Origin of the sequence: Haloferula helveola (genome assembly GCF_037076345.1) — a bacterium.
Lineage (GTDB): Bacteria > Verrucomicrobiota > Verrucomicrobiia > Verrucomicrobiales > Akkermansiaceae > Haloferula > Haloferula helveola.
This window is the reverse complement of record NZ_AP024702.1, coordinates 2,756,842-2,778,430: the sequence shown is the minus strand read 5'-3', so window position 1 is coordinate 2,778,430 and position 21,589 is coordinate 2,756,842. Positions and strand designations below refer to the sequence as shown.

Annotated in this window: 23 protein-coding genes; 15 read left to right on the top strand and 8 right to left on the bottom strand. The window is 64.4% G+C overall.

Annotated features, from left to right (window positions below; all coding sequences use genetic code 11):
• The first annotated feature begins 149 nt into the window (after positions 1 to 149).
• Positions 150 to 1,817 carry a DEAD/DEAH box helicase gene (locus HAHE_RS10200; RefSeq protein WP_338690725.1) on the top strand — a complete coding sequence of 556 codons (1,668 nt, stop codon included), beginning with the start codon at positions 150 to 152 and terminating at the stop codon, positions 1,815 to 1,817.
• Positions 1,818 to 1,869: 52 nt separating this feature from the next.
• On the opposite strand, the gene HAHE_RS10195 is transcribed toward HAHE_RS10200, so the two are convergent.
• Positions 1,870 to 2,496 carry a C40 family peptidase gene (locus HAHE_RS10195; RefSeq protein ID WP_338690724.1) on the bottom strand — a complete coding sequence of 209 codons (627 nt, stop codon included), beginning with the start codon at positions 2,494 to 2,496 and terminating at the stop codon, positions 1,870 to 1,872.
• Between the two features lie 112 nt (positions 2,497 to 2,608).
• Complete coding sequence (gene rmuC / locus HAHE_RS10190; protein WP_338690723.1) at positions 2,609 to 4,129, bottom strand: DNA recombination protein RmuC; 1,521 nt, start codon at positions 4,127 to 4,129, stop codon at positions 2,609 to 2,611.
• Positions 4,130 to 4,200: 71 nt separating this feature from the next.
• Between rmuC and HAHE_RS10185 the strand changes: the two genes are divergently transcribed.
• The gene (locus HAHE_RS10185) at positions 4,201 to 4,821 is read left to right on the top strand and encodes a superoxide dismutase (protein WP_338690722.1); all 621 of its coding nucleotides are present in this window, start codon (positions 4,201 to 4,203) and stop codon (positions 4,819 to 4,821) included.
• 251 nt (positions 4,822 to 5,072) lie between these two features.
• The gene (locus HAHE_RS10180; RefSeq protein WP_338690721.1) at positions 5,073 to 5,261 is read left to right on the top strand and encodes a DUF4250 domain-containing protein; all 189 of its coding nucleotides are present in this window, start codon (positions 5,073 to 5,075) and stop codon (positions 5,259 to 5,261) included.
• Positions 5,262 to 5,343: 82 nt separating this feature from the next.
• On the opposite strand, the gene HAHE_RS10175 is transcribed toward HAHE_RS10180, so the two are convergent.
• Entirely contained in the window at positions 5,344 to 6,144 is an 801-nt protein-coding gene (locus HAHE_RS10175; RefSeq protein ID WP_338690720.1) for a hypothetical protein, read from the bottom strand.
• 123 nt (positions 6,145 to 6,267) lie between these two features.
• On the opposite strand from HAHE_RS10175, the gene HAHE_RS10170 reads away from it, so the two are divergent.
• From HAHE_RS10170 to HAHE_RS10150, 5 genes are read left to right on the top strand one after another with little or no spacing between them, the layout of a single operon-like run.
• Positions 6,268 to 7,125, top strand: a complete 858-nt coding sequence (locus HAHE_RS10170) for an ABC transporter ATP-binding protein (protein ID WP_338690718.1) — start codon at positions 6,268 to 6,270, stop codon at positions 7,123 to 7,125.
• Positions 7,122 to 8,030 (top strand): hypothetical protein, encoded by a 909-nt coding sequence (locus HAHE_RS10165; RefSeq protein WP_338690716.1) that lies wholly within the window; start codon positions 7,122 to 7,124, stop codon positions 8,028 to 8,030. The genes HAHE_RS10170 and HAHE_RS10165 overlap by 4 nt, the downstream gene beginning before the upstream one ends.
• Positions 8,031 to 8,042: 12 nt before the next feature.
• Positions 8,043 to 8,990 (top strand): tetratricopeptide repeat protein, encoded by a 948-nt coding sequence (locus HAHE_RS10160; protein ID WP_338690715.1) that lies wholly within the window; start codon positions 8,043 to 8,045, stop codon positions 8,988 to 8,990.
• A gap of 54 nt (positions 8,991 to 9,044) precedes the next feature.
• Complete coding sequence (locus HAHE_RS10155; protein WP_338690714.1) at positions 9,045 to 9,827, top strand: metallophosphoesterase family protein; 783 nt, start codon at positions 9,045 to 9,047, stop codon at positions 9,825 to 9,827.
• Positions 9,824 to 10,219: a (deoxy)nucleoside triphosphate pyrophosphohydrolase gene (locus HAHE_RS10150; protein WP_338690713.1), complete on the top strand. Its 396-nt coding sequence runs from the start codon at positions 9,824 to 9,826 to the stop codon at positions 10,217 to 10,219. Before HAHE_RS10155 ends, HAHE_RS10150 begins: the two co-directional genes overlap by 4 nt.
• Positions 10,220 to 10,316: 97 nt before the next feature.
• Here HAHE_RS10150 and HAHE_RS10145 read toward each other — a convergent pair whose 3' ends face one another.
• Positions 10,317 to 11,000 carry a lysozyme inhibitor LprI family protein gene (locus tag HAHE_RS10145; RefSeq protein ID WP_338690712.1) on the bottom strand — a complete coding sequence of 228 codons (684 nt, stop codon included), beginning with the start codon at positions 10,998 to 11,000 and terminating at the stop codon, positions 10,317 to 10,319.
• Between the two features lie 105 nt (positions 11,001 to 11,105).
• Here HAHE_RS10145 and HAHE_RS10140 point away from each other — a divergent pair, with 105 nt between their 5' ends.
• The 3 genes from HAHE_RS10140 (at position 11,106) to HAHE_RS10130 (ending at position 14,708) form a co-directional block, all read left to right on the top strand.
• On the top strand, positions 11,106 to 12,782 hold the full coding sequence (locus tag HAHE_RS10140; RefSeq protein WP_338690711.1) for an amidase: 1,677 nt from the start codon (positions 11,106 to 11,108) through the stop codon (positions 12,780 to 12,782).
• A gap of 73 nt (positions 12,783 to 12,855) precedes the next feature.
• Positions 12,856 to 13,506 (top strand): PEP-CTERM sorting domain-containing protein, encoded by a 651-nt coding sequence (locus HAHE_RS10135; protein WP_338690710.1) that lies wholly within the window; start codon positions 12,856 to 12,858, stop codon positions 13,504 to 13,506.
• 230 nt (positions 13,507 to 13,736) lie between these two features.
• The gene (locus HAHE_RS10130) at positions 13,737 to 14,708 is read left to right on the top strand and encodes a family 43 glycosylhydrolase (protein WP_338690707.1); all 972 of its coding nucleotides are present in this window, start codon (positions 13,737 to 13,739) and stop codon (positions 14,706 to 14,708) included.
• 59 nt (positions 14,709 to 14,767) lie between these two features.
• Here HAHE_RS10130 and HAHE_RS10125 read toward each other — a convergent pair whose 3' ends face one another.
• Positions 14,768 to 15,997 (bottom strand): ammonium transporter, encoded by a 1,230-nt coding sequence (locus HAHE_RS10125; protein WP_343218209.1) that lies wholly within the window; start codon positions 15,995 to 15,997, stop codon positions 14,768 to 14,770.
• A gap of 185 nt (positions 15,998 to 16,182) precedes the next feature.
• On the opposite strand from HAHE_RS10125, the gene rlmN reads away from it, so the two are divergent.
• Genes rlmN through HAHE_RS10110 form a run of 3 tightly spaced genes read left to right on the top strand, consistent with a single transcriptional unit; the run spans position 16,183 to position 18,857 of the window.
• Positions 16,183 to 17,289 carry a 23S rRNA (adenine(2503)-C(2))-methyltransferase RlmN gene (gene rlmN / locus HAHE_RS10120; RefSeq protein ID WP_338690703.1) on the top strand — a complete coding sequence of 369 codons (1,107 nt, stop codon included), beginning with the start codon at positions 16,183 to 16,185 and terminating at the stop codon, positions 17,287 to 17,289.
• Positions 17,290 to 17,308: 19 nt separating this feature from the next.
• Complete coding sequence (locus HAHE_RS10115; RefSeq protein ID WP_338690701.1) at positions 17,309 to 18,127, top strand: glycosyltransferase family 32 protein; 819 nt, start codon at positions 17,309 to 17,311, stop codon at positions 18,125 to 18,127.
• Between the two features lie 13 nt (positions 18,128 to 18,140).
• Complete coding sequence (locus tag HAHE_RS10110) at positions 18,141 to 18,857, top strand: hypothetical protein (RefSeq protein ID WP_338690699.1); 717 nt, start codon at positions 18,141 to 18,143, stop codon at positions 18,855 to 18,857.
• A gap of 180 nt (positions 18,858 to 19,037) precedes the next feature.
• On the opposite strand, the gene HAHE_RS10105 is transcribed toward HAHE_RS10110, so the two are convergent.
• On the bottom strand, positions 19,038 to 19,619 hold the full coding sequence (locus HAHE_RS10105; RefSeq protein WP_338690697.1) for a DinB family protein: 582 nt from the start codon (positions 19,617 to 19,619) through the stop codon (positions 19,038 to 19,040).
• 81 nt (positions 19,620 to 19,700) lie between these two features.
• On the opposite strand from HAHE_RS10105, the gene HAHE_RS10100 reads away from it, so the two are divergent.
• Complete coding sequence (locus HAHE_RS10100; protein ID WP_338690696.1) at positions 19,701 to 20,057, top strand: helix-turn-helix domain-containing protein; 357 nt, start codon at positions 19,701 to 19,703, stop codon at positions 20,055 to 20,057.
• A gap of 4 nt (positions 20,058 to 20,061) precedes the next feature.
• On the opposite strand, the gene HAHE_RS10095 is transcribed toward HAHE_RS10100, so the two are convergent.
• Entirely contained in the window at positions 20,062 to 20,799 is a 738-nt protein-coding gene (locus tag HAHE_RS10095) for an isoprenylcysteine carboxylmethyltransferase family protein (protein WP_338690694.1), read from the bottom strand.
• Entirely contained in the window at positions 20,796 to 21,578 is a 783-nt protein-coding gene (cmoA, locus tag HAHE_RS10090) for a carboxy-S-adenosyl-L-methionine synthase CmoA (RefSeq protein WP_353415622.1), read from the bottom strand. The genes HAHE_RS10095 and cmoA overlap by 4 nt, the downstream gene beginning before the upstream one ends.
• Positions 21,579 to 21,589 lie beyond the last annotated feature (11 nt).

Below are 21,589 nucleotides of genomic sequence, written 5' to 3'. Positions count from 1 at the left end.
CGGCGCCCTGCCGCTCCGGGTTTCTCCGCATCCGGGACCCGTGGCCCCGAAAATCGCTGCTTGCCACGGGCGCGGAATCGATCAGGGTCCGCCCCCGCCGAAGACGGTCGCCCGACGCGACCCCGGCCGGCGGATTTCCCGCCTCCGTCATGGAAACGCCTCCATTCTCCGAGCTCGGACTTCCCGACTCCCTCCTCGCCGCCGTCGAATCCCTTGGTTTCGAGCGGCCTTCGCCGATTCAGGCACTTTCGATTCCGCCCGCACTCGAGGGCCGGGACCTGATCGGTCTTTCGCAGACCGGATCGGGAAAAACCGCCGCCTTCACACTGCCGATGCTGGCGAAGCTCGATCTTGATCGCTTCGAGCCGCAGGCCCTCGTGCTTTGCCCGACCCGTGAACTGGCGAATCAGGTCTGCGAGGACATCCACCGGCTCGGCTCGAAAGTCGCCACACTGCGTGCCGTGCCGGTCTACGGTGGCGCACCGATCGACCGCCAGCTCCGCGCGCTCCGACAAGGCGCCCATGTTGTCGTGGGAACGCCGGGACGGGTGCTCGACCACCTCCGCCGCGGCTCACTGCAGCCGGGAGCCATCCGCATGGTCGTCCTGGACGAGGCGGACCGCATGCTCGACATGGGTTTCCGCGACGAGATGGAAGACTTGCTCGCCGATCTTCCGGACGACCGCCAGACGCTGTTCTTCTCCGCCACGATGAACCGTGCGGTGTCGCAGCTGATCGAGCGCTTCGGCCGCGAGCCCCAAACGATCAAGATCGAACAGAAGGCGAAGACCGTCAGCTCGATCGACCAGTGCTGCTATGAAGTACGGCAACGCTCGAAGGTCGAGGTGCTGTCCCGCCTGCTCGACATCGAGCCGTCACGCCTTTCGATCGTCTTCTGCAACACCAAGCGCTCGGTCGACGAGGCGACCGAGGCACTGCTGGCCCGCGGCTACGCGGTCGACCGCCTGCACGGTGACATCACCCAGCAGATGCGCGAGCGAGTGCTGAAGCGCTTCCGCGACAGGACCATCGACGTGTTGGTCGCCACCGACGTCGCGGCGCGCGGCCTCGACATCGACGAGATCGATCTGGTCATCAACTACGACCTCCCGCAGGACCCGGAGGACTACGTCCACCGGATCGGCCGCACCGGCCGTGCCGGGCGCAGCGGTCGTGCGGTGAGCTTTGTCTTCGGACGCGATCTCCATCGGCTGGAAACGATCGAGCGCTACACCCGCCAGCCGGTCCGGCGCGAGCGGGTGCCGTCGCAGGAGCAGGTCGAGGGCCGCATGGCCGACCGACTATTCGAGCAACTCAAGGAGCGGCTTGGCGAAGGAAAATTCGAGTCTTACGCCGATCAGCTCGACCGTCTGCTCGAGCAGGGGTTCACGCCGACCGATGTCGTCAGCGCGTTGATCTCGATGCTGCGCGACGAAAGCGGTCGCGACTTCAACGAGATCCAGGAGGACCATGAGGAGCCCGGACAACGTCGCGGACGCCAGCAGCGCGAGCGACGGGAGCCGCGTGAGCGCGGACCGAAGCGCGAGCATTCGACCGGACCTGTCGACAACTCGAACATGACCCCACTGTTCCTCTCGCTCGGCAAGCAGCACGGCGTAAAGGTCGGCGAGATCATCGGCATGCTCTACAACGAGTCCGGCATCCCCCAAGGATCGATCGGCCACGTGAAGCTGTTCTTCAAACACAGCCGCGTCGACGTCGACGCCAAGGTCGCCGACCAGCTGATCGGCGCGATGAAGAGCGTGAAGTACCGCAACAAGCCCTTCGTCCTCGACCACGACAAGGGCCCCCGCTGAGGAGTGGCGCCTTGCAGGCGCCATGAGTGGGCGCGGCGACGTCCACGTCGCGCTACTCCCCTTTCAACCCCGGCGGTTTCCCATAGCCAACGAACCGGGCCTTCGATCCCTCGCGCGGGAGCCGGAAGTCATACACCCCGAAACCGCATCGCGCCTTGCCGCGATAGCTGCGTCCGTCGCTCGACCCGACCATCACCGCCCGGCCGTCCTTTTCCCGGCCGAGGTAGATCTGCACGTGCGTGATCTTGTTCGTCCGGCCGTCGGTCGGCTGGTAGGTGCCCGACCAGAACAGAAGGTCGCCCGGCTCCAGTTTTGAAAGTGACGGGTGATCCAGCGTGCGCGCCGCGGCCGGCACTTCGGTGAGGTTACCGGCCTTCTTGATCCAATCGAACTGTGCCGCCGAGCTCCGCGGCGGATCGATGCCGACCCTTTCCAGCAGGTAAAAAACCGCGCCCGAGCAATCGAAGCCACCCTTTGAGGGATCCGCGCTGCCGTAGAGGTAGTTCGATAGCTTCAGCTCGGCCGTTTCCTCCAAGGCAATCTGCACGAACCGCTTCCGACCCGCCTCAAGGTCAGCGAATTCCCGAAGCTCGGAAGCCGCGATCACCCCCGGCATCGGCCGCTCGGCGCCGGTGGCGAGACTGGCGAAAAGAAGGCAGACGATGGTCAGGAAGCGCACCCGATCAACCTAACACCAGGTCTACCGAACGCGAACGGGAAAGCACCGCGTGGCTCCGGCCACGCCTCCGGTGCGCTGGGGCTCAGGGGCGTGGTCGGAGCCACGCGGTCCATCACTCTCCCAAAGCTGACCTCAGATCGGACGCGACCGAACTCGCCTTTTCCTTCACGTCCGCCTCTTGGGAGTCTTCGCCCGGCTCGTCCTCCGGCGTCGCGAGCGGCAACCGGGACGTCTTCTCGATCCGCTCGATTTCCGGCAAACTCTGTCCGTCGGGCGCCGCCTGCAAATCCTCAAACTTCCGTGCGGTGCTCATCACGCGCGTCTCGTAGGAACCGACCGCCGAGTTGTAGTGCCCGACCGCGCTGTCGAGCGACCGGCCCAGCTTGGCGAAGTGGCCGGCGAGGGTCGAAAGCCGTTCGTGCAAAGTGCGACCGAGCACCGAAATCTCGCGGGCGTTCTCAGCCAGTGCCTCCTGACGCCAGCCGTAAGCGACCGCACGGAGCAGTGCGATGAGTGTCGTCGGCGTGGCGAGGATCACCCCGTGATCGACACCGCGCTCGATCAGCCCCGGGTCGCTTTGCAGCGCCGCGGAGAAGAACGACTCGCTCGGCAGGAACAGGACCGTGAACTCCGGCGCGTGCTCGAATTGCGAGGTGTAGTTCTTCGACGAGAGCTGGGAAATGTGGGTGCGGACCTGCCGCGCGTGGCGGGCCAGGGCCTCGTTGCGGGCGGTGTCGTCCTGGGCCTCGACCGCATCGAGGTAGGCATCCATCGGCGTCTTCGAGTCGACCACGATGGTCTTGCCGCCCGGCAGGCGCACGATCAGATCGGGACGCAGCCGCTTGCCTTCGTCGTCGGTGGTCGTCGTCTGAGTCTGGAAGTCACAGTGCTCCTGCATCCCGGCCATCTCGACCACCCGACGGAGCTGGATCTCGCCCCACTGGCCGCGGCCGGTCGGCTGGCGCAGTGCCTTGACCAGCTGCGCGGTTTCGCGCTGCAGGCCGGTCTGGGCCTCGGCCATCGCCTTCACCTGCGTCTTGAGCTCGGCGTAGGCACCCTCGCGGGCCTTTTCGATCTCGCCGATCCGACCCTCGAACTTGCCGAGCGTCTCGGTCACCGGCTTGACCATCTGCTCGATCGCCTGCTTGCGCTTGTCGAGTTCGCCCTTCGCCTCGTCCTGCTGCGCGGCGAGCGACTGCTTCGCGAGCTGGAAGAACTGCTCGGTCGATGACTTCAATGCGTCGGCCGACAGCGCCTTGAAGACGTCAGACAGCCGCTTCTCGGTCTGCTCGAGGATTTCCTGCTTCTCCTTGGCCGACTTCCCTTCCTCCTCAAGCCGTGTCTTCAACTCGGCGACCTGCGTCCGCAGGTTGCCGGCGTCGCGTTCCTCCTGCTCGGCTTCGGAAGTCGCCTGCGCCAGACGCGCCTCGAGATCGGTCGCCCGACGCTCCTCCGCCTTCAGCTTTTCCTCGATCCGCCCGCGGCGCGCACCGCCCACCAGCAGGGTCAGGATCCACCCGACCATGAAACCCGCCAATCCCCCCAGCAGCCACGGCCACTGCTCTCCCGACATATCCAGTTCGAATCCCAGCATGTTCAGATTGATTCTTGCGGAGCCGTCCACGCGGGCCATCGTGGCTCGGGACGTCGCCGGTCCGACCTAGCGACCCGTCCCCCCGAACGCAAACCAAACCAATTCCAACCATGGCACATTCTCTTCCCGATCTCGGCTACGCCTTCGACGCGCTGGAGCCCCACATCGACGCGCGGACGATGGAGATCCACCACGACAAGCACCACAACGCCTACGTCACCAACCTCAACGCCGCCCTCGAAGGCACCGGCCTCGAGGACAAGAGCCTCTGCGAGCTGGTCGGCGACCTCTCCCAGGTTCCCGACGAAAAGCGCGGTGCTGTCCGCAACAACGGTGGTGGTCACGCCAATCACTCGCTTTTCTGGAAAGTAATCGCTCCCGGCGGCGCCTCGGCACCTTCCGGCGACCTCGCCGCGGCGATCGACGCGGCATTCGGCTCGTTCGACGCCTTCAAGGAGGCCTTCGCCAAGGCCGGTGCCACCCGCTTCGGCTCCGGCTGGGCATGGCTGGTTAAGAAGGACGACGGCTCGCTGGCCGTCTGCTCGACCGCCAATCAGGACACCCCGTGCATGGGTGAGGCCGTCGCCGGCTGCTCCGGCAAGCCGATCCTCGGCCTCGATGTCTGGGAGCACGCCTACTACCTGAACTACCAGAACCGCCGCCCCGACTACATCGCAGCCTTCTGGAACGTCGTGAACTGGGACGTCGTCGCCGAGAACTTCGCCGGCTGACCCTTTCCCGATCCCCGATTCCGAACGGCCGCTCCTCCCGGGGAGCGGCCGTTTTTTCATACCGCCAGGCGGACCGCACGAGCCCACTCGCGCCCCGGAACCCCTGAGCAACACAACCAGTCTCCCCTTGCGGCGCCAGAGCCTTGGCGGTTCGATTTCTAAATTCCCCGCAGCGCGAGTGGGCTCGCGCGGTCCGCTCCGCCACCTCTCCCGCCTTGCCCTCCGGCACGCTTTCCGCTCCCTTCCCGCCCGTGAAGCTCCAGCGATTCGAGGAAATGGACCCGCACCTGCTCGTCGGGCTGGTCAATACCGAGCTCCGCAACGTTTCGGAGTCGCTCGACGACCTCGTGAAGACGCACGGCATCGAGCAGGACAAGCTGGTCAGCCGACTCGCCGACGCCGGCTACGATTACCGCCCCGAGCAGCGCCAGTTCCGCTGAACCCGGGTCCCTCTACGCAAAACGGCCGCCCCATCCGGGACGGCCATTCCTTTGGGAGTGTCGACATTCCTGTCGATGAAACTCACTTCAGCGTGACCTTGAGCTCTTCGTTGGCGTCCACCTTGACGCCCTCGACGCCCTTCAGCGCCTCGGTCATCTCCGCCGGCGACTCCGGCTGGGCCTTCTGCAGCTTGGCGAAGGCCGCGGGATCCTCCAGCAGCTTGTCCATATCCATCGAAATCAGCGTGACCGTGTCGCCCTCGTGATGGGTCGCGTTGGTCTCGGCAATCCCGCCGGGGCACTTGAGCTTCATACTCATCTTCATGCCCTTGAGCATCTGGGCCTGGGCCATCGCACCCGGGTCCACTTCAGGAACTTCCTCATCGGCGGCAGCCTCCTCGGCCTTGCCGATATTCGGATTCTTCACCGTCAGCACACCGTCGGCATACGAGAACTCAATCGGCTCGGACTTGTCCGCGCCCCCCGCCTCCTCGCCGGGACCCATGTCGTTCAGGGAATCACCGAATCCATACTTCACCTTGTTGATGTCCTCGAAGGCGTAGGTGATCTTGGCTCCTTTCCGGGCGCCATCGTCGATCTTCTCGATCGATTTCACCGTCACACCCTCACCCATCGTCTTCGCCTTCTCCTCGGCCTTCGCCTTGTCCATCATGTCCGCGGTCGGGTCCGCCGCCTCGCCTCCTTCGCCGCCGAGTCCGGCCGCCATCTGTTCGATCATCGCGATCGTCGCCGCCGAGAGCGTGCTCTCCTCGGTGACGGTTCCGCTGCCATCCTTGTTCAGCTCGATCGTCACATGGTGCTCGATGCAGCTGGTCGCCATCATTGCCAGGACCGCAGCAGCGGCCATCATCCATTTTTTCATAACGGGCCAGCGTAGGCACGGTCCGCGCGGCCCTCAAACTACAAACGTGCAACGCTTTTGGATTTCCTGAAATCCCGTTGCCCCGGCGGCATTTGCGCTCGTAAGCTCGGCGTTAGAGTCCGCATGGAACCCGCCGTTGAAATCCAGGATCTGGTCAAGGTCTTCCCCGCCCACTTCGGTGGCCGGCCGCTGAAGGCCGTCGACCGGGTGAACATCCGCATCGAGCCCGGCGAGGTCTACGGGCTCATCGGGCCGAATGGCTCGGGCAAATCGACGACCATGAAGGCGCTGCTCGGCCTGGTCGCCCCGACTTCCGGGAACTGCAGGATCTTCGGAGCCGACTCGCTCAAGGTCGATTCGCGCCAGCAGGTCGGCTTCCTCCCGGAGAATCCCTACTTCTACAAGCACCTCAGTGGCGCCGAAACGCTCCGCTTCTACGGCAAACTCTGCGGCCTCCGGGGCAAGACGCTTGAGGACCGGGTGAAGGAGCTGCTCCAGCTCGTCGACCTCGAAAGTGCCGCCGAACGTCGGCTCGGCGGCTACTCGAAAGGGATGCTCCAGCGGATCGGCCTGGCCCAGGCGCTCGTTCAGGAACCGCGGCTGGTGATCCTCGACGAGCCGACCGCCGGGGTCGACCCGATCGGCTCCCGCCAGATCCGCGACCTGATCTTCGCCCTCCGCGAGCGCGGCATCACCGTATTTCTCTGCTCCCACCTGCTCGAGCAGGTCCAGGAGGTCTGCGACCGGGTCGGGATCATCTTCCGCGGCCGCATGATCAAGGAAGGCCGGCTCGACGAGCTGCTGTCGATCGAGGACCAGACCGAGCTGGTCCTCAAGGACGCCGCCCCCGAGCTGATCGAGGAGATCCGCCGGCTGGTCGAGGCCGGCGGCAAGGCCGAGCTGATCCGGGCCGGCAAGCCGCGCACGACCCTCGAGCGACTGTTCCTACGGGAAACCACCGACCGATCCGAAAAGCCATGAGCAAGGCCCTTCCCAATCGACCGCTCAACCCGCGCCGGATCGGCGTGCTCGCCTACCATGCCTTCACCCAGCTGGTGCGGATGAAGGTGTTCTACTTCCTCGCGATCTTCGCGGTGATCGTGATCGGCGCCAACTTCCTCGAGCTTCCGACCCACGCCGCACCGGAGGCCGCCGGGGTCGACGTGCTCTACGCCATCAAGAACACCTCGATCGGCTGCATGAGCATCTTCTCGATCGTGATCGCGATCGTCGCCACCGGCCTGCTGCTGCCGAAGGACGTCGAGGACCGCACCCTCTACACCATCCTCGCCAAGCCGGTTCCCCGCCTCGACTACCTGCTCGGCAAGCTGCTCGGAGTGACTTCGCTGATCTTCGTCTCGATGCTCGCCATGGACCTTCTCATGACCGGCGTGCTGGCACTGCGGATGAACTCGGTCCTAGATGAGCAGACGCTCCGCCTTCAGTCGTTCGGCGCCGGACCCGACGTGATCGCCGCCCAGCTCTCCGAGACCCGCGCCCTCGGCCCGACATGGAATCTCCAAGGCGCGGTGTTCGTCGTTTTCCTCCGCTCCGTCGTGCTCGCCTGCATCGCACTGCTGCTCTCGACCTTCTCGACCAGCACCCTGTTCACCGCGATCGTCGGATTCCTCGTGGTTTTCATCGGCTTCTTCCAGGCCGACGCCCGCGAGATGTACTTCGGCGATGCCGGAGTGCTCGGGAAAATCGGCTCGGGGGCGATGACCACCATTCTCCCCGACCTCCAGATCTTCAACGTCATCGATGCCATCATCGAGGGCAAGCCGCTGGAGGCGCTCGACCTGCTCAAGATCACCGGGGCGACCTTCTTTTACTTCCTCGTCTACACCTTCTGTTCTTGGATGATTTTCGCCCGGAAGGAATTCTGAGCCGACCGACCCATGACCGCCCACCGACGCCTGACCCTCGCTGCCGCCGGCCTTCTGCTGGTGGCCGGGGTGATCCGTGCGCCGATCGAGCAGCGACTGACCGACGACCTGCGCGAAAAGGAGCTGCTCCAGAAACCGGTCGACATCGAACTCTCGAAAAAGGTCGGCCAGGGCTTCTGGGCCGTGTCCCTCGGCGGCCTGCGGACCTTGGTCGCCACCATCCTCAACCTGCGGGCATTCAGCTTCTTCGAGGAACACCGCTGGAACGAACTGGCCGACACCTACGGCACCGTCGTCCAGCTCGCACCGCATTCGCCCTACTACTGGGACACCGGATTCTGGCACATGTCGTACAACGCGTCCGGCTACATCAAGCGCAACGAGGAGGACCTGCCCGAAATCCGGGCCCGCGCCGAGTCGGAGCGATGGGTCCGGAATGGCATCAACTTCCTCGAGGAAGGCATCCGCCAGAATCCCGAGAACAGCTTTCTCTGGTACCGGCTCGGCTGGATCTACCGCGACGTCAACAAGCCCGAGACCCGCGACTACACGAAAGCCGCCGACGCCTTCCACAAAGCCGTCGAGATCGGTGACGTCCTCCCCTACATCCGCCGCGCCGAGGCCTACGCGATGGCCCGTTCGGACAAGTACATCGATCAGGCGCTGCCCCTCGTCCGCAAGCTCCAACAGGAGCCCGGCGGCAGCGTTCCAACCATGCTGTCGCTGCGTTTCGCCCTCGAAATGCGGGAAGATCCCGATCGCGACCCCGAGCCGCTCGCGATGGAACTCTTCGGCTCCGAGAAGCACGCCTACCGCCTGCTGGGCCAGTACTATCTCGATATCCGCGAGAACTACCCCATGAATGGGATTGCCAGCTACCTGCGTAAGCTTGAAAGAAAGCTCGCCATCGCCGAGAAAGACAGCGTTTTCACGGCCCGCGAGTTTCTCGAACAACAGTAATTCCCCACCCAGAGTCCGATGCAACGCCCGAGCGGCCCTCCTCCTGCCCCCAAAGTGGCCCATCCCCCCACGGAGGAAACCGCTGCCGATGAACCGGCCGCCGCACGGGAATCGAAACGCATCGCGATCTTCGGCGACATCCACGCCAACCTCGAGGCGCTCCAGACGGTCCTCGCCGACGCCAAGGAGCAGGGCTGCAACGACTACATCTGCATGGGCGACATCGTCGGCTACAATGCCGATCCGTCCGCCTGCCTGGAAATCGTCCGCGAGATGAACTGCCCGACGATCAAGGGCAATCACGACGAGGACGCCTCGGGCACCCACTCGCTCGACTCGATGAATCCGGTCGCCGCGACCGCCCTCGAGTGGACCCGCGAGCAGCTCACCGACGAACAACGGCTGTGGCTCCGTCGTCTGAGAATGGTCCGGCAGGTCGCCGACTTCACCGTGGTCCACAGCACCCTCGACCAGCCGTCGAACTGGAATTACGTGACCAACCGCTTCGACGCGATGTCGAACTTCTCCTACCAGTTCACGCAGGTCTGCTTCCACGGCCACACCCACGTGCCGCGGGTCTACATCAAGGATGACAAGGTCCAGGAGATCCCGGCCGAATCGGTCGCGATCGAAGGCGGCGCCAAGTACTTCATCAACGTCGGATCGGTCGGCCAGCCGCGCGATGGCGACTGGCGCGCCTGCTACGCAATCTACGATCTCGAGCACAAGCTCGTCGTCTTCCGGCGCGTCGAGTACGACATCGAGACCACCCAGCGGAAGATCCGCGAGGCGGACCTGCCGCCGATGCTCGCCGACCGTCTCGCCGAGGGCCGATGATCGATGTCGTCGCCGGCCTGATCCTCGCTTCTGACGGCCGCCTGCTCGCCTGTCGCCGCCCCGAAGGCAAGCACCTCGGCGGCAAGTGGGAGTTCCCCGGAGGCAAGGTCGAGCCCCGTGAAACCCCCGAGCCTGCTCTGGTCCGCGAGCTCAGGGAGGAGCTTGAAATCACGGTCGAGCCGCTCCGCCAACTCACCCCGGTGGTCCACGACTACGGCCGCGGCCCGATCCGGCTGATCCCGATCGTCTGCCGGATCACCGATGGCGAACCCCACCCTCACGAGCACAGCGAGATCCGCTGGTGCACGGCCGATGAGCTCGACGAACTCGACCTCGCCGCCGCCGACCTCCCCATCCTCGCCGAGTGGCTATCGCTGCCGGAGAAAAGGTAGGGCTGACCGCCCCCGGTAGGCCGCTGTCCGCCCAATCCCCCGGGCACGACGTACCTGATTGGTATCGGGCGCCCCTTCAGGGTGCCTGGACCCCGGCCTATTTCTCCTCGCCCTCGATCACCTCCCGCTTCTCCTCGTCGGTCAATTCACCCAGCCAAAGGTAGCTGCCTTCGAAGTAGGCCCGGGCCCCGTGAAAATACTGCGTGTTCGCCCCGAACACCCGGATCCGCCCGGTTCCGTCGTTCGTCTCCACAAAGGTCAGCCACGTCGGCGCGTCCTGCCCTTCCTCCTTCACTTCGAACCAAGCCATGCCTCCGTTCACCCGCAGCTCACCGCGGATGTCTCCGAGGTGAAAGGTCGGACCCCGAACCACGCTCAGGGCGAAGTGCACCTTGCCGTCCTTCTCGACGATCTCCAGCCATCCGCCACGGCTGTCGGAATACTTCCCGCTCCAGCCTTCGCGTTTTCCGATCCGGTTCCATGCGTTCAGCCACTCGACTCTCGACTCCGTCAGCCCGGCCGCGATCTCCCACTTCTCCGCCTTCTGCTCGGGTGTCTCGCGTCGCTCATCAAAGTAATCGCTCAGGTAATCGCGATGCTCGATCCACTCGCGCTGCTCTTCCTGAAGCTTTTCGAAAAGGTACGGCGCCAGCCCCTTCTTGAGCTCCGCATAGGTCTTGTTCAGTGCCGCGTCCTGCTTCTCGAACGACTTCTTCGCCTCCGACAATTCATCGGCTGACGCGGCCACCAACAGAACCCACCCGACCATCCATCGAATCATGCCGCGACCATGGACCATGCGACGGGGCGATTCAATCCGCCAGCACGTGCACAAGCGGGCTGGCATCCCGTCACCAACCGTCCATGATAACTGAGAATCCGGACCATGTCGTACGACCTGATCAAACCGAAGTCGCCCCGTCTGGCCGGCGCGAAGCTGCGGCTCCTGGTCTCAATGTTGGAAGAGCCCCGGATCAGCCGGCTTCTTCACCGGCCGCTTTTCGGAACCCTCGGCATTTCCAGACTGCGACGGCTGGAACTTGAGGAACCAGCGACCGAAACGCCCTTGGTCGAAGCCTCCTCAAACGACCAAGCCGAACTCTCCGAAAGCCGCGCCGCGCCACCGACCTTGCCTCAGCCCTCCATCGAAGACTTCCGGAGGGCGTACCAAGACAGCACCACCGATCCCGAAGCCGTTGCGACGCGTGTGATCGAATCGGTCCGCCGCTCAAATGCCGCGGACCCGCCGCTGCGCGCGATCATCGCCTGCGACGAAGACGATGTTCTCGCCCAAGCTCGCGCATCCTCCAAACGCTGGAAGCAAGGCCGGCCGCTGTCGGCACTCGATGGCGTGCCGGTCGCGGTGAAGGACGAGCTCGACCAACTCCCCTACCCGACCACCGTCGGAACCGCCTTTCTCCGCCACAGGCCGGAGCAGGACGCGACAACCGTCGAGCGCCTCCGCGCCGCCGGGGCACTCCTGATCGGCAAGGCCAACATGCACGAGATCGGCCTCGGGGTGACGGGCCTGAACCCGCACCACGGCACGGTCCGCAATCCCTTCGATCCGACGCGACACACCGGAGGCTCCTCAAGCGGATCGGCGGCCGCGGTCGCAGCCGGACTCTGCCCGGTCGCCATCGGTGCCGATGGCGGCGGCTCGATCCGCATTCCTTCCGGCCTGTGCGGAGTCGTCGGACTCAAGCCGACCTTCGGTCGCGTCAGTGAAGCCGGCGCGTTTCCCCTCTGTGCGTCGCTCGGCCACGTCGGACCGATCGGCAACAGCACGGCCGATGTCGCTTGCGCCTACGGAATCATTGCCGGACCCGACCTTCGCGATCCGATGACCGCGGGCCAACCGGCCCCGGTCATCCCGAGCGGACCTCCCTCCGATCTCAACGGCCTGCGGATCGGTATCTACGAGCCATGGTTCAAGGACGCCGAGCCCGAGATCGTCGCGGCCATCGAAAAGGTCGTCGAGGCTCTCAAAGATGCCGGGGCCAAAGTGGTGCCGATCGAAATACCCGGACTCGACGACATGCGCGTGGCGCAGCTGATCCTCATCGTCACCGAGATGCTCGAGTGCATGTCGCAGTTCCTCCCCGAACACCGCAAGGAACACGGCCTCGACGTCCGCATGAACTTCGCGCTCGCGGCATTCCTCGGCGACGCCGACCGGCGTATCGCCAACCGGGTCCGGACCCGCGCCATCCGCGATTTCACCCGCGCATTCGGGATGGCAGACATCATCCTGACGCCCATCACCGGACGCACCGCTCCGCCGATCCGACCCGATGCGGCGGACGGCGGAGAGTCCGACCTGGCAACCCTCTCGGAGCTGATGCGCTTCGTCGCCTGCGGCAACCTCACCGGCCTGCCGGCCATCTCGATCCCTGTCGGCTACGATTCGTTCGGGCTCCCGATCGGCATGCAGGCCATCGCCCCGTGGTGGCGCGAGGATCTGCTACTAAGTCTCTCGTATTTCACTGAGAATCTTGTCGCCCGCCGCCTTCCTGAAGTGAGCTTCTCGGAACAGCTCCTTCATCGGGGGCGGGTTGCATGATGCACGGTTTCGATCGCTGCTCCGCTGAACTTGACGCGCCTCGTCCAAAGCTGTTAGCAGATCGCAGCACCCCATGCGATTCCCCTCCTCCCTCCTCGCGGTCACCGCCATCGTATTCGGCTCCTCGCTCACCACGGAGGCAGCCACGATCCTCAACGGCGCGCCCAGCTACACGACCAACGCCACCATGGCTGCGGATCTGGAATACGGACCGGGCGGACCCGACATTTTCCTCGCCGCCACCGTCACCACCTCGGGCGGCACCCTCCGGTCGATCGAGTTCACGGGACAGGACTCCAGCGATGCCTTCCTCCCGGACTTCGCCATTGCCATCCTCCTGCCAAACGGACCCGCCGGCGGACCCGGCTCGCTGGTCGCGGAAAGCGAGACCACCCTCTACAACCGGACCCGGATCAATCCGACCGTTCGACGGTTCACCTATCAGGTCGACCTCGACACGGAGATCGTTCTCGCGGACGGCACCTACTTTCTCGCCATCGTCAATGTCGAGCCAGGGTCGGACTTCGTGATGGAGATGCTGAATACCGGCAGCGGTCAGGCCCACCAGTCGACGACCGACCTGACCTCCGGCTACGGGTCCGGCGTCGGCCGGATGATGCGCCTCTCGGGCGCCGATACCCGCTACGATCCGGTGCCGGAGCCGTCGGCTTTCGTTCTCGCCGCCTTCGGTGGCGTGCTGCTTTTGCGCAGGCGCCGGGCTTGACCGACGCCTCTGGAGAATCGCCCGTCCGCTGAGTCGGAGCCACGGGAGGCTTGGCAAAACTCCGGATCAGCCCTCCCTGTTGGAGGCTTCCTCACCATGCTTGGAGAGGTCGGGTCCGCCGATCTGGCATTCCGCGGGTCGCGCTCCGGAAATTGCAGCTGGGAACAGATGGCCCGCTCGCCAGATTCCCCCTAAACCATTTCCCCGCCCGGACCGTTCATTCGGAGCCCATGAAACAACCCAGCCGCCACTCCCTACGCCTCGGCGTCGCCTTCGTTCTGACCGCGATCTGCCAAGCCAATCCGGTCTTCCCCGGCGCCGATCCGCACGTCGCGGTCTTCGACGGCAAGTTCTGGGCCTACCCGACCCACGCCTCGGACCCCAAGGCCCAGTTCCACTCTTTTGACTTCGTCGCCTACTCGTCGCCCGACCTGGTCGACTGGAAAGCCAGCGAGCCGATCCTGAAAATGGCCGATATTTCGTGGATCAAGGACGACGGCGCCAGGAACCACTGGCTGTGGGCGCCGGGGATCACCGAGAAGGACGGGAAATACTACTTCTACTTCTCGGTCGGCCCCCAGAATCCGACCCCCAGCCGCATCGGCGTCGCGGTGGCGGACCATCCCGCCGGCCCGTTCAAGGACATCGGCAAGCCGCTGCTGACAGGAGGCAACGGCTTCGAGGCGATCGACCCGATGGTTTTCCAAGACAAGGACGGCACGGCCTACTTCTACGCCGGCGGATCGAACGGCGCGAAGCTGCGGGTGTGGAAGCTGAAGCCGAATCTCATTGAGCTCGGCGAGGAGGTCGAGGTCGCGACGCCTCCGGAGTTCACCGAGGGCGCCTTCATGCACGAGATCGACGGCACCTACTACCTCTCCTACAGCCACGGCGGCTGGAACAACCCGAACTACTCGGTCCACTATGCTACCAGTAGCTCGCCGGTCGGACCGTGGAAGTACCGGGGCGCGATCCTCAACTCGGGCGAGTCGCACAAGGGGCCGGGCCACCATTCGTTTTTCCAGCACCCCGGCACCAAGCAATGGTACATCTGCTACCACTACTGGCCATCGACCAAGAACGAGCCGCCACTCACCGGCCAGCGCCAATGCTCGATCCAGAAGATCAGCTTCGCGGCCGACGGCACGATTTCGAAGGTCACACCCACCGACGAAGGCCCGGAACCGGCGCCCATCCGCTGAGTCGGAACGAAAAAGCCTCCCGCAGCCGGAGCCACGGGAGGCTTGGGGAAAACTCCGGATCAGCCCTCGCTGTTGTAGGCTTCCTCACCGTGCTCGGAGCGGTCGAGTCCGCCAACTTCGACATCCTCGCTGACCCGCAGGCCGGTGACCACCTTGGCCACACCCAGCGCGATGAAGGCCGCGACCGCGCTCCAGCCGATGGTGACCAGCACGCTCAGCGTTTGCGCCCAGGTCTGCTGGGCCGTGGTCACACCTTCCTCAAGGATCCCTTCGCGGACGAAGACCCCGGTGAGGATGGCACCGACGATCCCGCCGACTCCGTGCACCCCGAAGACGTCGAGGGAGTCATCGAACTTCAACGCGTGCTTCAGTTTGGTCGCGGTGAAGTAACAGACGAAGCTCGAGATCGCGCCGATCGCCAGCGCGCCACCGACCGTGGTCGATCCCGCCGCCGGGGTGACCGCCACCAGTCCGGCCACGGCACCCGTCGCCACACCGACCGCGGTTGGCTTCTTCTGGATCATCCATTCCATGCCCATCCACACCAGCACCGCGGCCGCGGTCGCCGCGTGGGTGGTAAGCATCGCCATCCCGGCCGATGCATCCGCCGCGCAGGCCGAGCCGGCATTGAAGCCGAACCAGCCGACCCACAGCAGCCCCGCCCCCATCACGGTGAACGGAACGTTGTGGGGGACCAGGTTGGGCCCCGGGTAGCCGCGACGCCGGCCGACCATGATGCAGGCCACCAGACCGGCGATCCCCGCATTGATGTGGACCACCGTGCCGCCGGCGAAGTCAAGCACGCCCCAGTCGTGGAACAAACCGCCGCCCCAGGCCATGTGCCAGACGGGCAGATAGGACAGGATCGTCCAGAGGGTGGTGAAAATCAGCATCGCCGAGAATTTCATCCGCTCGGCGAAGGCACCGACCATCAGCGCCGGGGTGATGATGATGAAGGTCATCTGGAAGGTCAGCCACACGCTCTCCGGGATCGTTCCGTTCAGCGTGTCGGCCGTCATGTGCCCGAGCATCAGCTTCGACGAATCGCCGATGAACAGGTTCTCGTCGCTGCCGGTGGCGAAACTGGCACCGAAGGTGATCCACAGCACGCTCATCAGTGCCGCCATCACGAAGCACTGGACCAAGATGCTCAGCACGTTCTTGCCGCGGACCAGCCCGCCGTAGAACAGCGCCAGGCCCGGCAGCGTCATCAGCAGCACCAGCACCGTGGAAACCAGCATCCATGCGGTATCCCCACTATCCGGGGCCGTCGGAGCCTCCTGAGCCATGGCCGGAAGGACCGATGCCATGAGCAATCCCGCAACCAATCGCCATTTGTTATGAATGTTGTTCATGCCTCGGGCGTTTTCGATTCTCGCCCACAATCTGTCGAGTTCCCGCTGTGTCCGCGCCCGAGGCGGGATTCCGGGCATCCGGAGCCCCACGGCCCTCAATCTTCAAAGTTGGACGTTCGATGTTCGATATTCCACCCTCCCGCGTGCTCCCCGCCCTGACCGGCCTCTCGATTGACGACCTTTCCGCCCTGATGGCCGACTGGGGCCAGCCCGCGTTCCGGGCCGGGCAGATCCTCGACTGGGTCTGGAAGAAAAAGGCCGGGACGTTTGAGGAAATGACCAACCTGCCGGCCGCGCTGCGGGACAGGCTCGCCGAGACCCACCGTCTGCACGCGCTCGAGCACTCGCGAACCCAAGGCAGCGCCGACACCACCCGCAAGTTCCTCTTCAAGCTCCACGACGGCCGCTATGTCGAGTCGGTCCTCATCCCGGCCAATCCGGCCCTCTACGGCGAGCGCTCCGATCGCCGCACGCTCTGCGTTTCGTCCCAGGTCGGCTGCGCCTACGGCTGCAAATTCTGTGCCTCGGGACTCGCCGGCTTTTCGCGGAATCTGGAACCCGCCGAGATCGCCGGGCAGGTGCTGGCCGCCGAGTGGCTCTCCGGCGAGCGGGTCGACAACCTGGTCTTCATGGGCATGGGCGAACCCTTCGCCAACTTCGACCGGTTGATGGCGGCGATCGAGATCATCACTTCGGAGTGGGGACTTCATCTCGGTGCGCGCCACCTGACGATTTCCACCTCGGGTCTGGTGCCGCAGATCCGGAAGCTGGCCGACCACCCGCAGCAGATTCGCCTGGCGATTTCCCTTCACGGCGCCACCGACGAGGTCCGCGACCGGATCATGCCGGTGAACAAGAAGTGGAAGACCGCCGAGCTCTTCGAGGCACTCGACTACTGGAACTCCCGTAAGAAGCAGCACCTGACGCTGGAGTACATCCTCATCGAGAACGTCAACGACGACCTCGAGCAAGCCCGTATCCTCGCCAGCCACGCCCGTCGCCTGAAAGCCAAGGTCAACCTGATCCCCTACAACACCGTCGAGGGCCTCGACTGGGTCCGCCCTTCCGAAGCGCAGTGCCGCGCCTTCCGCGACATCCTCAAGAACGCTGGCGTGTCCGCCACGCTGCGCTTGGAGAAGGGTCACGACATCGATGCCGCCTGCGGCCAGCTCCGTCTCAAGCAGGAGACCGAGGAAGGCATCATCGAGGCTCCGGCAAAGGGATGAGGCAGCGGTCCCTGATGCCATGACCGAAGCTTCCGATCGCGACAATTCACCAAGCATGCCGGATATCGAGCTTCCGGCGTTCGAGCCGACAACCGGCATCCCGAAGCGCATCTACCAGACCTGTGCGGACCCGGAACGCCTGCCGCGGAAGATCCTCCGCAACATCCGCCGAATGCGGGAACGCAATCCCGGATGGAGCCACCGGGTTTTCAGCGATGCAGACATCGAACGCTGGATCGATGCCCGCTACGGCGACCGGGTGCTGGGGATCTACCGGATGATCCGGCCGGCCTACGGCGCCGCCCGGGCCGACCTCTTCCGCTACCTCCTGATGTATGCCGAAGGCGGCGTCTACCTCGACATCAAGAGCACCGCAAAAGAGCCGCTGGACCAGGTCTTAAGGCCGGACGAATCCTACGTGCTCTCCCACTGGAACCAGCAGCGTTTCCCCGAGTGGGGAATCACCGACACACCCGGAATTCCGGCGCTCGGCGAATTCCAGCAGTGGCACATCGTGGCCGCGGCCGGCCACCCGTTCCTCCGTGCCGCGATCCTCTTGGTGCTCGGAAACATTCTCAACTACGACGAGTCCCGCGACGGCATCGGTCAGCGAGCAGTCCTCCTCGTCACGGGCCCATGGGCCTACACCCAGGCGATCGTGCCGCTTCTCGACACCGCTCCCCATCGCTTGGTCGAGATCGATAAGGATTTCGGTTTCGAATACACCATCTACTGGCGCTACCGCCACATCCGGCTCTTCAAGCGTCACTACAGTCACCTGACCGAGCCGTTGGTCAGCAGCCAACGAGCACATCGACATCGAGGTCAAGACGGGTAATCTCGCCACAACCATGAAAATGCTACTAATGGTCGTGTTTCTCATTTCGGGCGTCTCGCTCAAGGCGGACGAAGAGAAGTCGATCCGGGTATTCGTCGCGCTCTGCGACAATGCCACCCAGGGAATCGTCAAGGTGGGCGAGAAGATCGGGAATGGCGACGACCCGGAGGGAAACCTTTACTGGGGATGCGACGACGGTCTGGCGTCCTACTTCAAGCGCAGCAGCAAGTGGAAGACCGTGGACGCGGTGAAGAATCCCGCACCCGGAATCCTGCGGCGCCTCAAGTTCCGGCACGCTGACGGGGGCCTCGTCCTGACCGCCGATGCCTATCGCGGTGCGGAGATGAAGAAGTGCCTCCTCGACTTCGAAGCGGCGGTGGCATCGAAGGAGCACGCGCTCGTCGCATTCATCGGTCACAACGGCTTCATGGAACTCCAGTTGCCGAAGCCGAAGCCCGTCGAAAACAACCCGACCGCAACCATCGCGCTGTGCTGCCTCAGCGAGAGCTACTTCACTCCACGCCTCGAACGGATGAGCTCGGAGCCTCTGCTTCTTACTCGGCAACTGATGTATCCGGGCTCCTTCATCCTTCACGATGCCATCGAGTCATGGCGCAAGGGCGGCAACCGCACAGCGATCCGGTCAGCCGCCGGTCGGGCCTACGCCAAGAACCAGAAGATCTCCGTCCGCGCCGGCACCGGCATCTTCGCGGATCTGGAGGCCAAGTAGGCGACCCCACTCGTGCTCAAAGCCCCGGAGGGGCGCAGGCACTTAGCCCCGGGGTTCACCCCGGGGATGTCGGACCGGAGTGGAATCCAAGCCCCGGAGGGGCGTAGGCAGAGTAGGTCGTCGGTGCATGTTCTCAAGGTGCGCCAACATCATCCGCGCCCCTCGGGGCTGAGCGATACGCTAACCCAACCCCTCGATGATCTTCTCGATCTGCCGACGGTGGATGCCCATGTGGAGCGCGGACAAGGCATGCCAGCCGGCCGCATCGAGCGGCCCGAACCATGGATGGGCGTAGCGCTCATCCGTTGCGAGATCGCTCACCGCGCCGACCGCCGACAACAACGCATCACAAGATGCCCCATACGATGCCTCGATCTCTTCACCCACCTCGGGCGACGGCTTCACATCCGCGGTGCTGGCTTCCTTCTCGGGAACTTGCCCGCGACTCAAACCGCCGATCACTGCCGCGAACACCCCGTTGCAGATGCGGAGGTGATCAAGCGTCATCCACACCGACCAGTTCCGACTGCTGTCTTCCAAGCCACGCAGGCGTTTGATGAGCACCCGCTCGCCTCGCCGCGACGGATCACAGGATGCAACCCGCTTCCGGATCAGCTCCCGCTCTTTGTGAAACTCCCGGTCAAATCCATCGCGGGATCCCGACTTCCGTTTTCGCCCGAACATGATCCGGGCGATCATCAGCTCCATCGCAGGCAATCCCGCTCCAGGAGCGGCTAGTTTCGGTTCGGTGACCACAGACATGGAGAAACCCCTACCCACTCACTTGCATTTCGCAAGTTATTTTACTTTTGAAATGCAAGTTTATGAATGCGAGCCTCGGGCATGGCAGCCCGCAACAAGCCCGAGTCCCCCGAACGCCGTTCTCCCTGTCCGGTCGCCTGCGCGCTCGATCTGTTCGGCGACCGCTGGACGCTGCTCGTCATCCGCGACCTGATGCTCGGTCGATCGAGGTTCAAGGACTTCGCCGGCTCGCCGGAAGGGATCCCGACCAACATCCTCAGCGACCGGCTCACCCGGCTGACCGAGGGTGGAGTGATCGAGAAGGTGCCCGCCGAAGATGGCTCGAAGCGCTTCGCTTACGCCCTCACCAAGAAAGGCGAATCGCTCAAGCCGCTCCTGCTTGCCATCCGCGACTGGGGCCTGAAATGGGAGCCCGGCACCGAGGCACGGCTCGGATAACAACTCAGGCCCGGGCTGCCTCGCCGGTCGGCTCCGCAACGGACTGGCGAAGCCGTCCGGTTTTCTTCAGGACGCGCGCGACTGCGTAGCCGATCACGGCGAGCGCCAAGATGCCCTCGGCCGCCGATGCGGTGAAACCAGCCATGTCACCGGCAAGCCATGCGTTCTGCAGTACCCCGACCGAAGCGGCGACGATCCAGATGAAAGCCGAGTTGTACTCCGCGCTCACCAGGCGACGCCAGTTGAAGCGCATCGAGCGCATCGTTTCGGCGAGTCCCTTCGGATTGAGGGTGAAGCGGCCGACCTCCGAACAATACCGATCGAAGACGTCGCCGAACTTGCCGCGCAGGAAGTTCTCCTCCGCCGCCACGATGCACGAATAGGCGAACAGGAAGAAGGCCATGCCGGCCGTAAGGAAGAGCAGCGAGTTCGACGCGACACCCGCGCCGAGTAGGATCGTCAGGTTGCCGACATAGAGCGGGTTTCGGCAGTGGCTGAAAAGCCCGCCGGTCACCAGGTCGTCGGCGTAGGGCATGCGGTTCTTGCCTCCGCGCTTGATGTAATCCAGCCCCACCGTGACCCCTCGCAGCAACTGGCCGGCGCTTGCGATGGCGAAACCGGCCAGTGCTGCGATCCGGTAGTCGCCTACCAGAAGCGGTCCCTTGATGAAGAGAAGCGAGTACACCAACGGAAACAGGACGTTCCGGTAGTGATAGAGGAAGTTACCGAGCCGGACCTTCATTTGACGGCGATCATTCCGGTGAAGTTGTACCACTTGAAGAAGGTGTCGCAGTAGCGGAAGCCGGCCCTGAGCAGCATCTCGCGGTTCTCGAGAAGCTTGTAGGGAATGAGCACGTTCTCCAGCGCCTCGCGCTTCTGCGAGATCTCAAGCTCGCTGTAGCCGTGGCGCCTTTTCAGGTCGTAGTAGTACTTGATGAACTGGCGGTTGAAGAGCGAGTCCTCGCCGATGACCTTCTCGACGAGGATCAAGGCGCCGTTCTCGTTCATGCCTTCGAGGATGTCCGCGATCAGCTTGTCGCGGTAGAGCGGGCGGACGAACTGCAGGGTGAGCACCAGCATCACCACCGAGGCGTTTTCGATGCGCACGCCGCCGTTGAGATCGGCATTCACCAGCTCGACCTCGTGGGTGATGCCGGCTGCGGAAAGCTTGGTGCGGCACTTGTCGAGCATCTCGCTCGAGTTGTCGACGCCGACGAATTTGACGGCCGGCGCCACCTTCCCGTCGATGCCTAGGAAGGTGGTGCCGGTCGAGCAACCGAGATCATAAACGTTGGAGCCGGGCACCGCGTAGTCGCCGACCATTTCGGCGATCATCCGCTGCATCTCCCCATAGAAGGGTACTGAGCGGCTGACCATGTCGTCGAAGACCGAGGCGACCTTCGCGCCGAACCGGAAGTCGGCGACATTCTCGTCCGGCGTGTCGAACACGCGGTCGGTGGTCTCGGCGGTCCGAACCACGGAAAGGGGCGATAGCGGTTGGGTGGATGCGACGGCTTTCATCGAACGGTGAC

Bases quoted from the DNA above. Each gene is read 5' to 3' on its own strand.
- HAHE_RS10200 (WP_338690725.1), top strand. From the start codon at position 150: ATGGAAACGCCTCCATTCTCCGAGCTCGGACTTCCCGACTCCCTCCTC.
- rmuC (WP_338690723.1), bottom strand. From the start codon at position 4,129: ATGGCCCGCGTGGACGGCTCCGCAAGAATCAATCTGAACATGCTGGGA.
- HAHE_RS10185 (WP_338690722.1), top strand. From the start codon at position 4,201: ATGGCACATTCTCTTCCCGATCTCGGCTACGCCTTCGACGCGCTGGAG.
- HAHE_RS10175 (WP_338690720.1), bottom strand. From the start codon at position 6,144: ATGAAAAAATGGATGATGGCCGCTGCTGCGGTCCTGGCAATGATGGCG.
- HAHE_RS10170 (WP_338690718.1), top strand. From the start codon at position 6,268: ATGGAACCCGCCGTTGAAATCCAGGATCTGGTCAAGGTCTTCCCCGCC.
- HAHE_RS10165 (WP_338690716.1), top strand. From the start codon at position 7,122: ATGAGCAAGGCCCTTCCCAATCGACCGCTCAACCCGCGCCGGATCGGC.
- HAHE_RS10160 (WP_338690715.1), top strand. From the start codon at position 8,043: ATGACCGCCCACCGACGCCTGACCCTCGCTGCCGCCGGCCTTCTGCTG.
- HAHE_RS10150 (WP_338690713.1), top strand. From the start codon at position 9,824: ATGATCGATGTCGTCGCCGGCCTGATCCTCGCTTCTGACGGCCGCCTG.
- HAHE_RS10145 (WP_338690712.1), bottom strand. From the start codon at position 11,000: ATGATTCGATGGATGGTCGGGTGGGTTCTGTTGGTGGCCGCGTCAGCC.
- HAHE_RS10140 (WP_338690711.1), top strand. From the start codon at position 11,106: ATGTCGTACGACCTGATCAAACCGAAGTCGCCCCGTCTGGCCGGCGCG.
- HAHE_RS10135 (WP_338690710.1), top strand. From the start codon at position 12,856: ATGCGATTCCCCTCCTCCCTCCTCGCGGTCACCGCCATCGTATTCGGC.
- HAHE_RS10130 (WP_338690707.1), top strand. From the start codon at position 13,737: ATGAAACAACCCAGCCGCCACTCCCTACGCCTCGGCGTCGCCTTCGTT.
- HAHE_RS10125 (WP_343218209.1), bottom strand. From the start codon at position 15,997: ATGGCTCAGGAGGCTCCGACGGCCCCGGATAGTGGGGATACCGCATGG.
- rlmN (WP_338690703.1), top strand. From the start codon at position 16,183: ATGTTCGATATTCCACCCTCCCGCGTGCTCCCCGCCCTGACCGGCCTC.
- HAHE_RS10115 (WP_338690701.1), top strand. From the start codon at position 17,309: ATGACCGAAGCTTCCGATCGCGACAATTCACCAAGCATGCCGGATATC.
- HAHE_RS10110 (WP_338690699.1), top strand. From the start codon at position 18,141: ATGAAAATGCTACTAATGGTCGTGTTTCTCATTTCGGGCGTCTCGCTC.
- HAHE_RS10105 (WP_338690697.1), bottom strand. From the start codon at position 19,619: ATGTCTGTGGTCACCGAACCGAAACTAGCCGCTCCTGGAGCGGGATTG.
- HAHE_RS10100 (WP_338690696.1), top strand. From the start codon at position 19,701: ATGGCAGCCCGCAACAAGCCCGAGTCCCCCGAACGCCGTTCTCCCTGT.
- HAHE_RS10095 (WP_338690694.1), bottom strand. From the start codon at position 20,799: ATGAAGGTCCGGCTCGGTAACTTCCTCTATCACTACCGGAACGTCCTG.
- cmoA (WP_353415622.1), bottom strand. From the start codon at position 21,578: ATGAAAGCCGTCGCATCCACCCAACCGCTATCGCCCCTTTCCGTGGTT.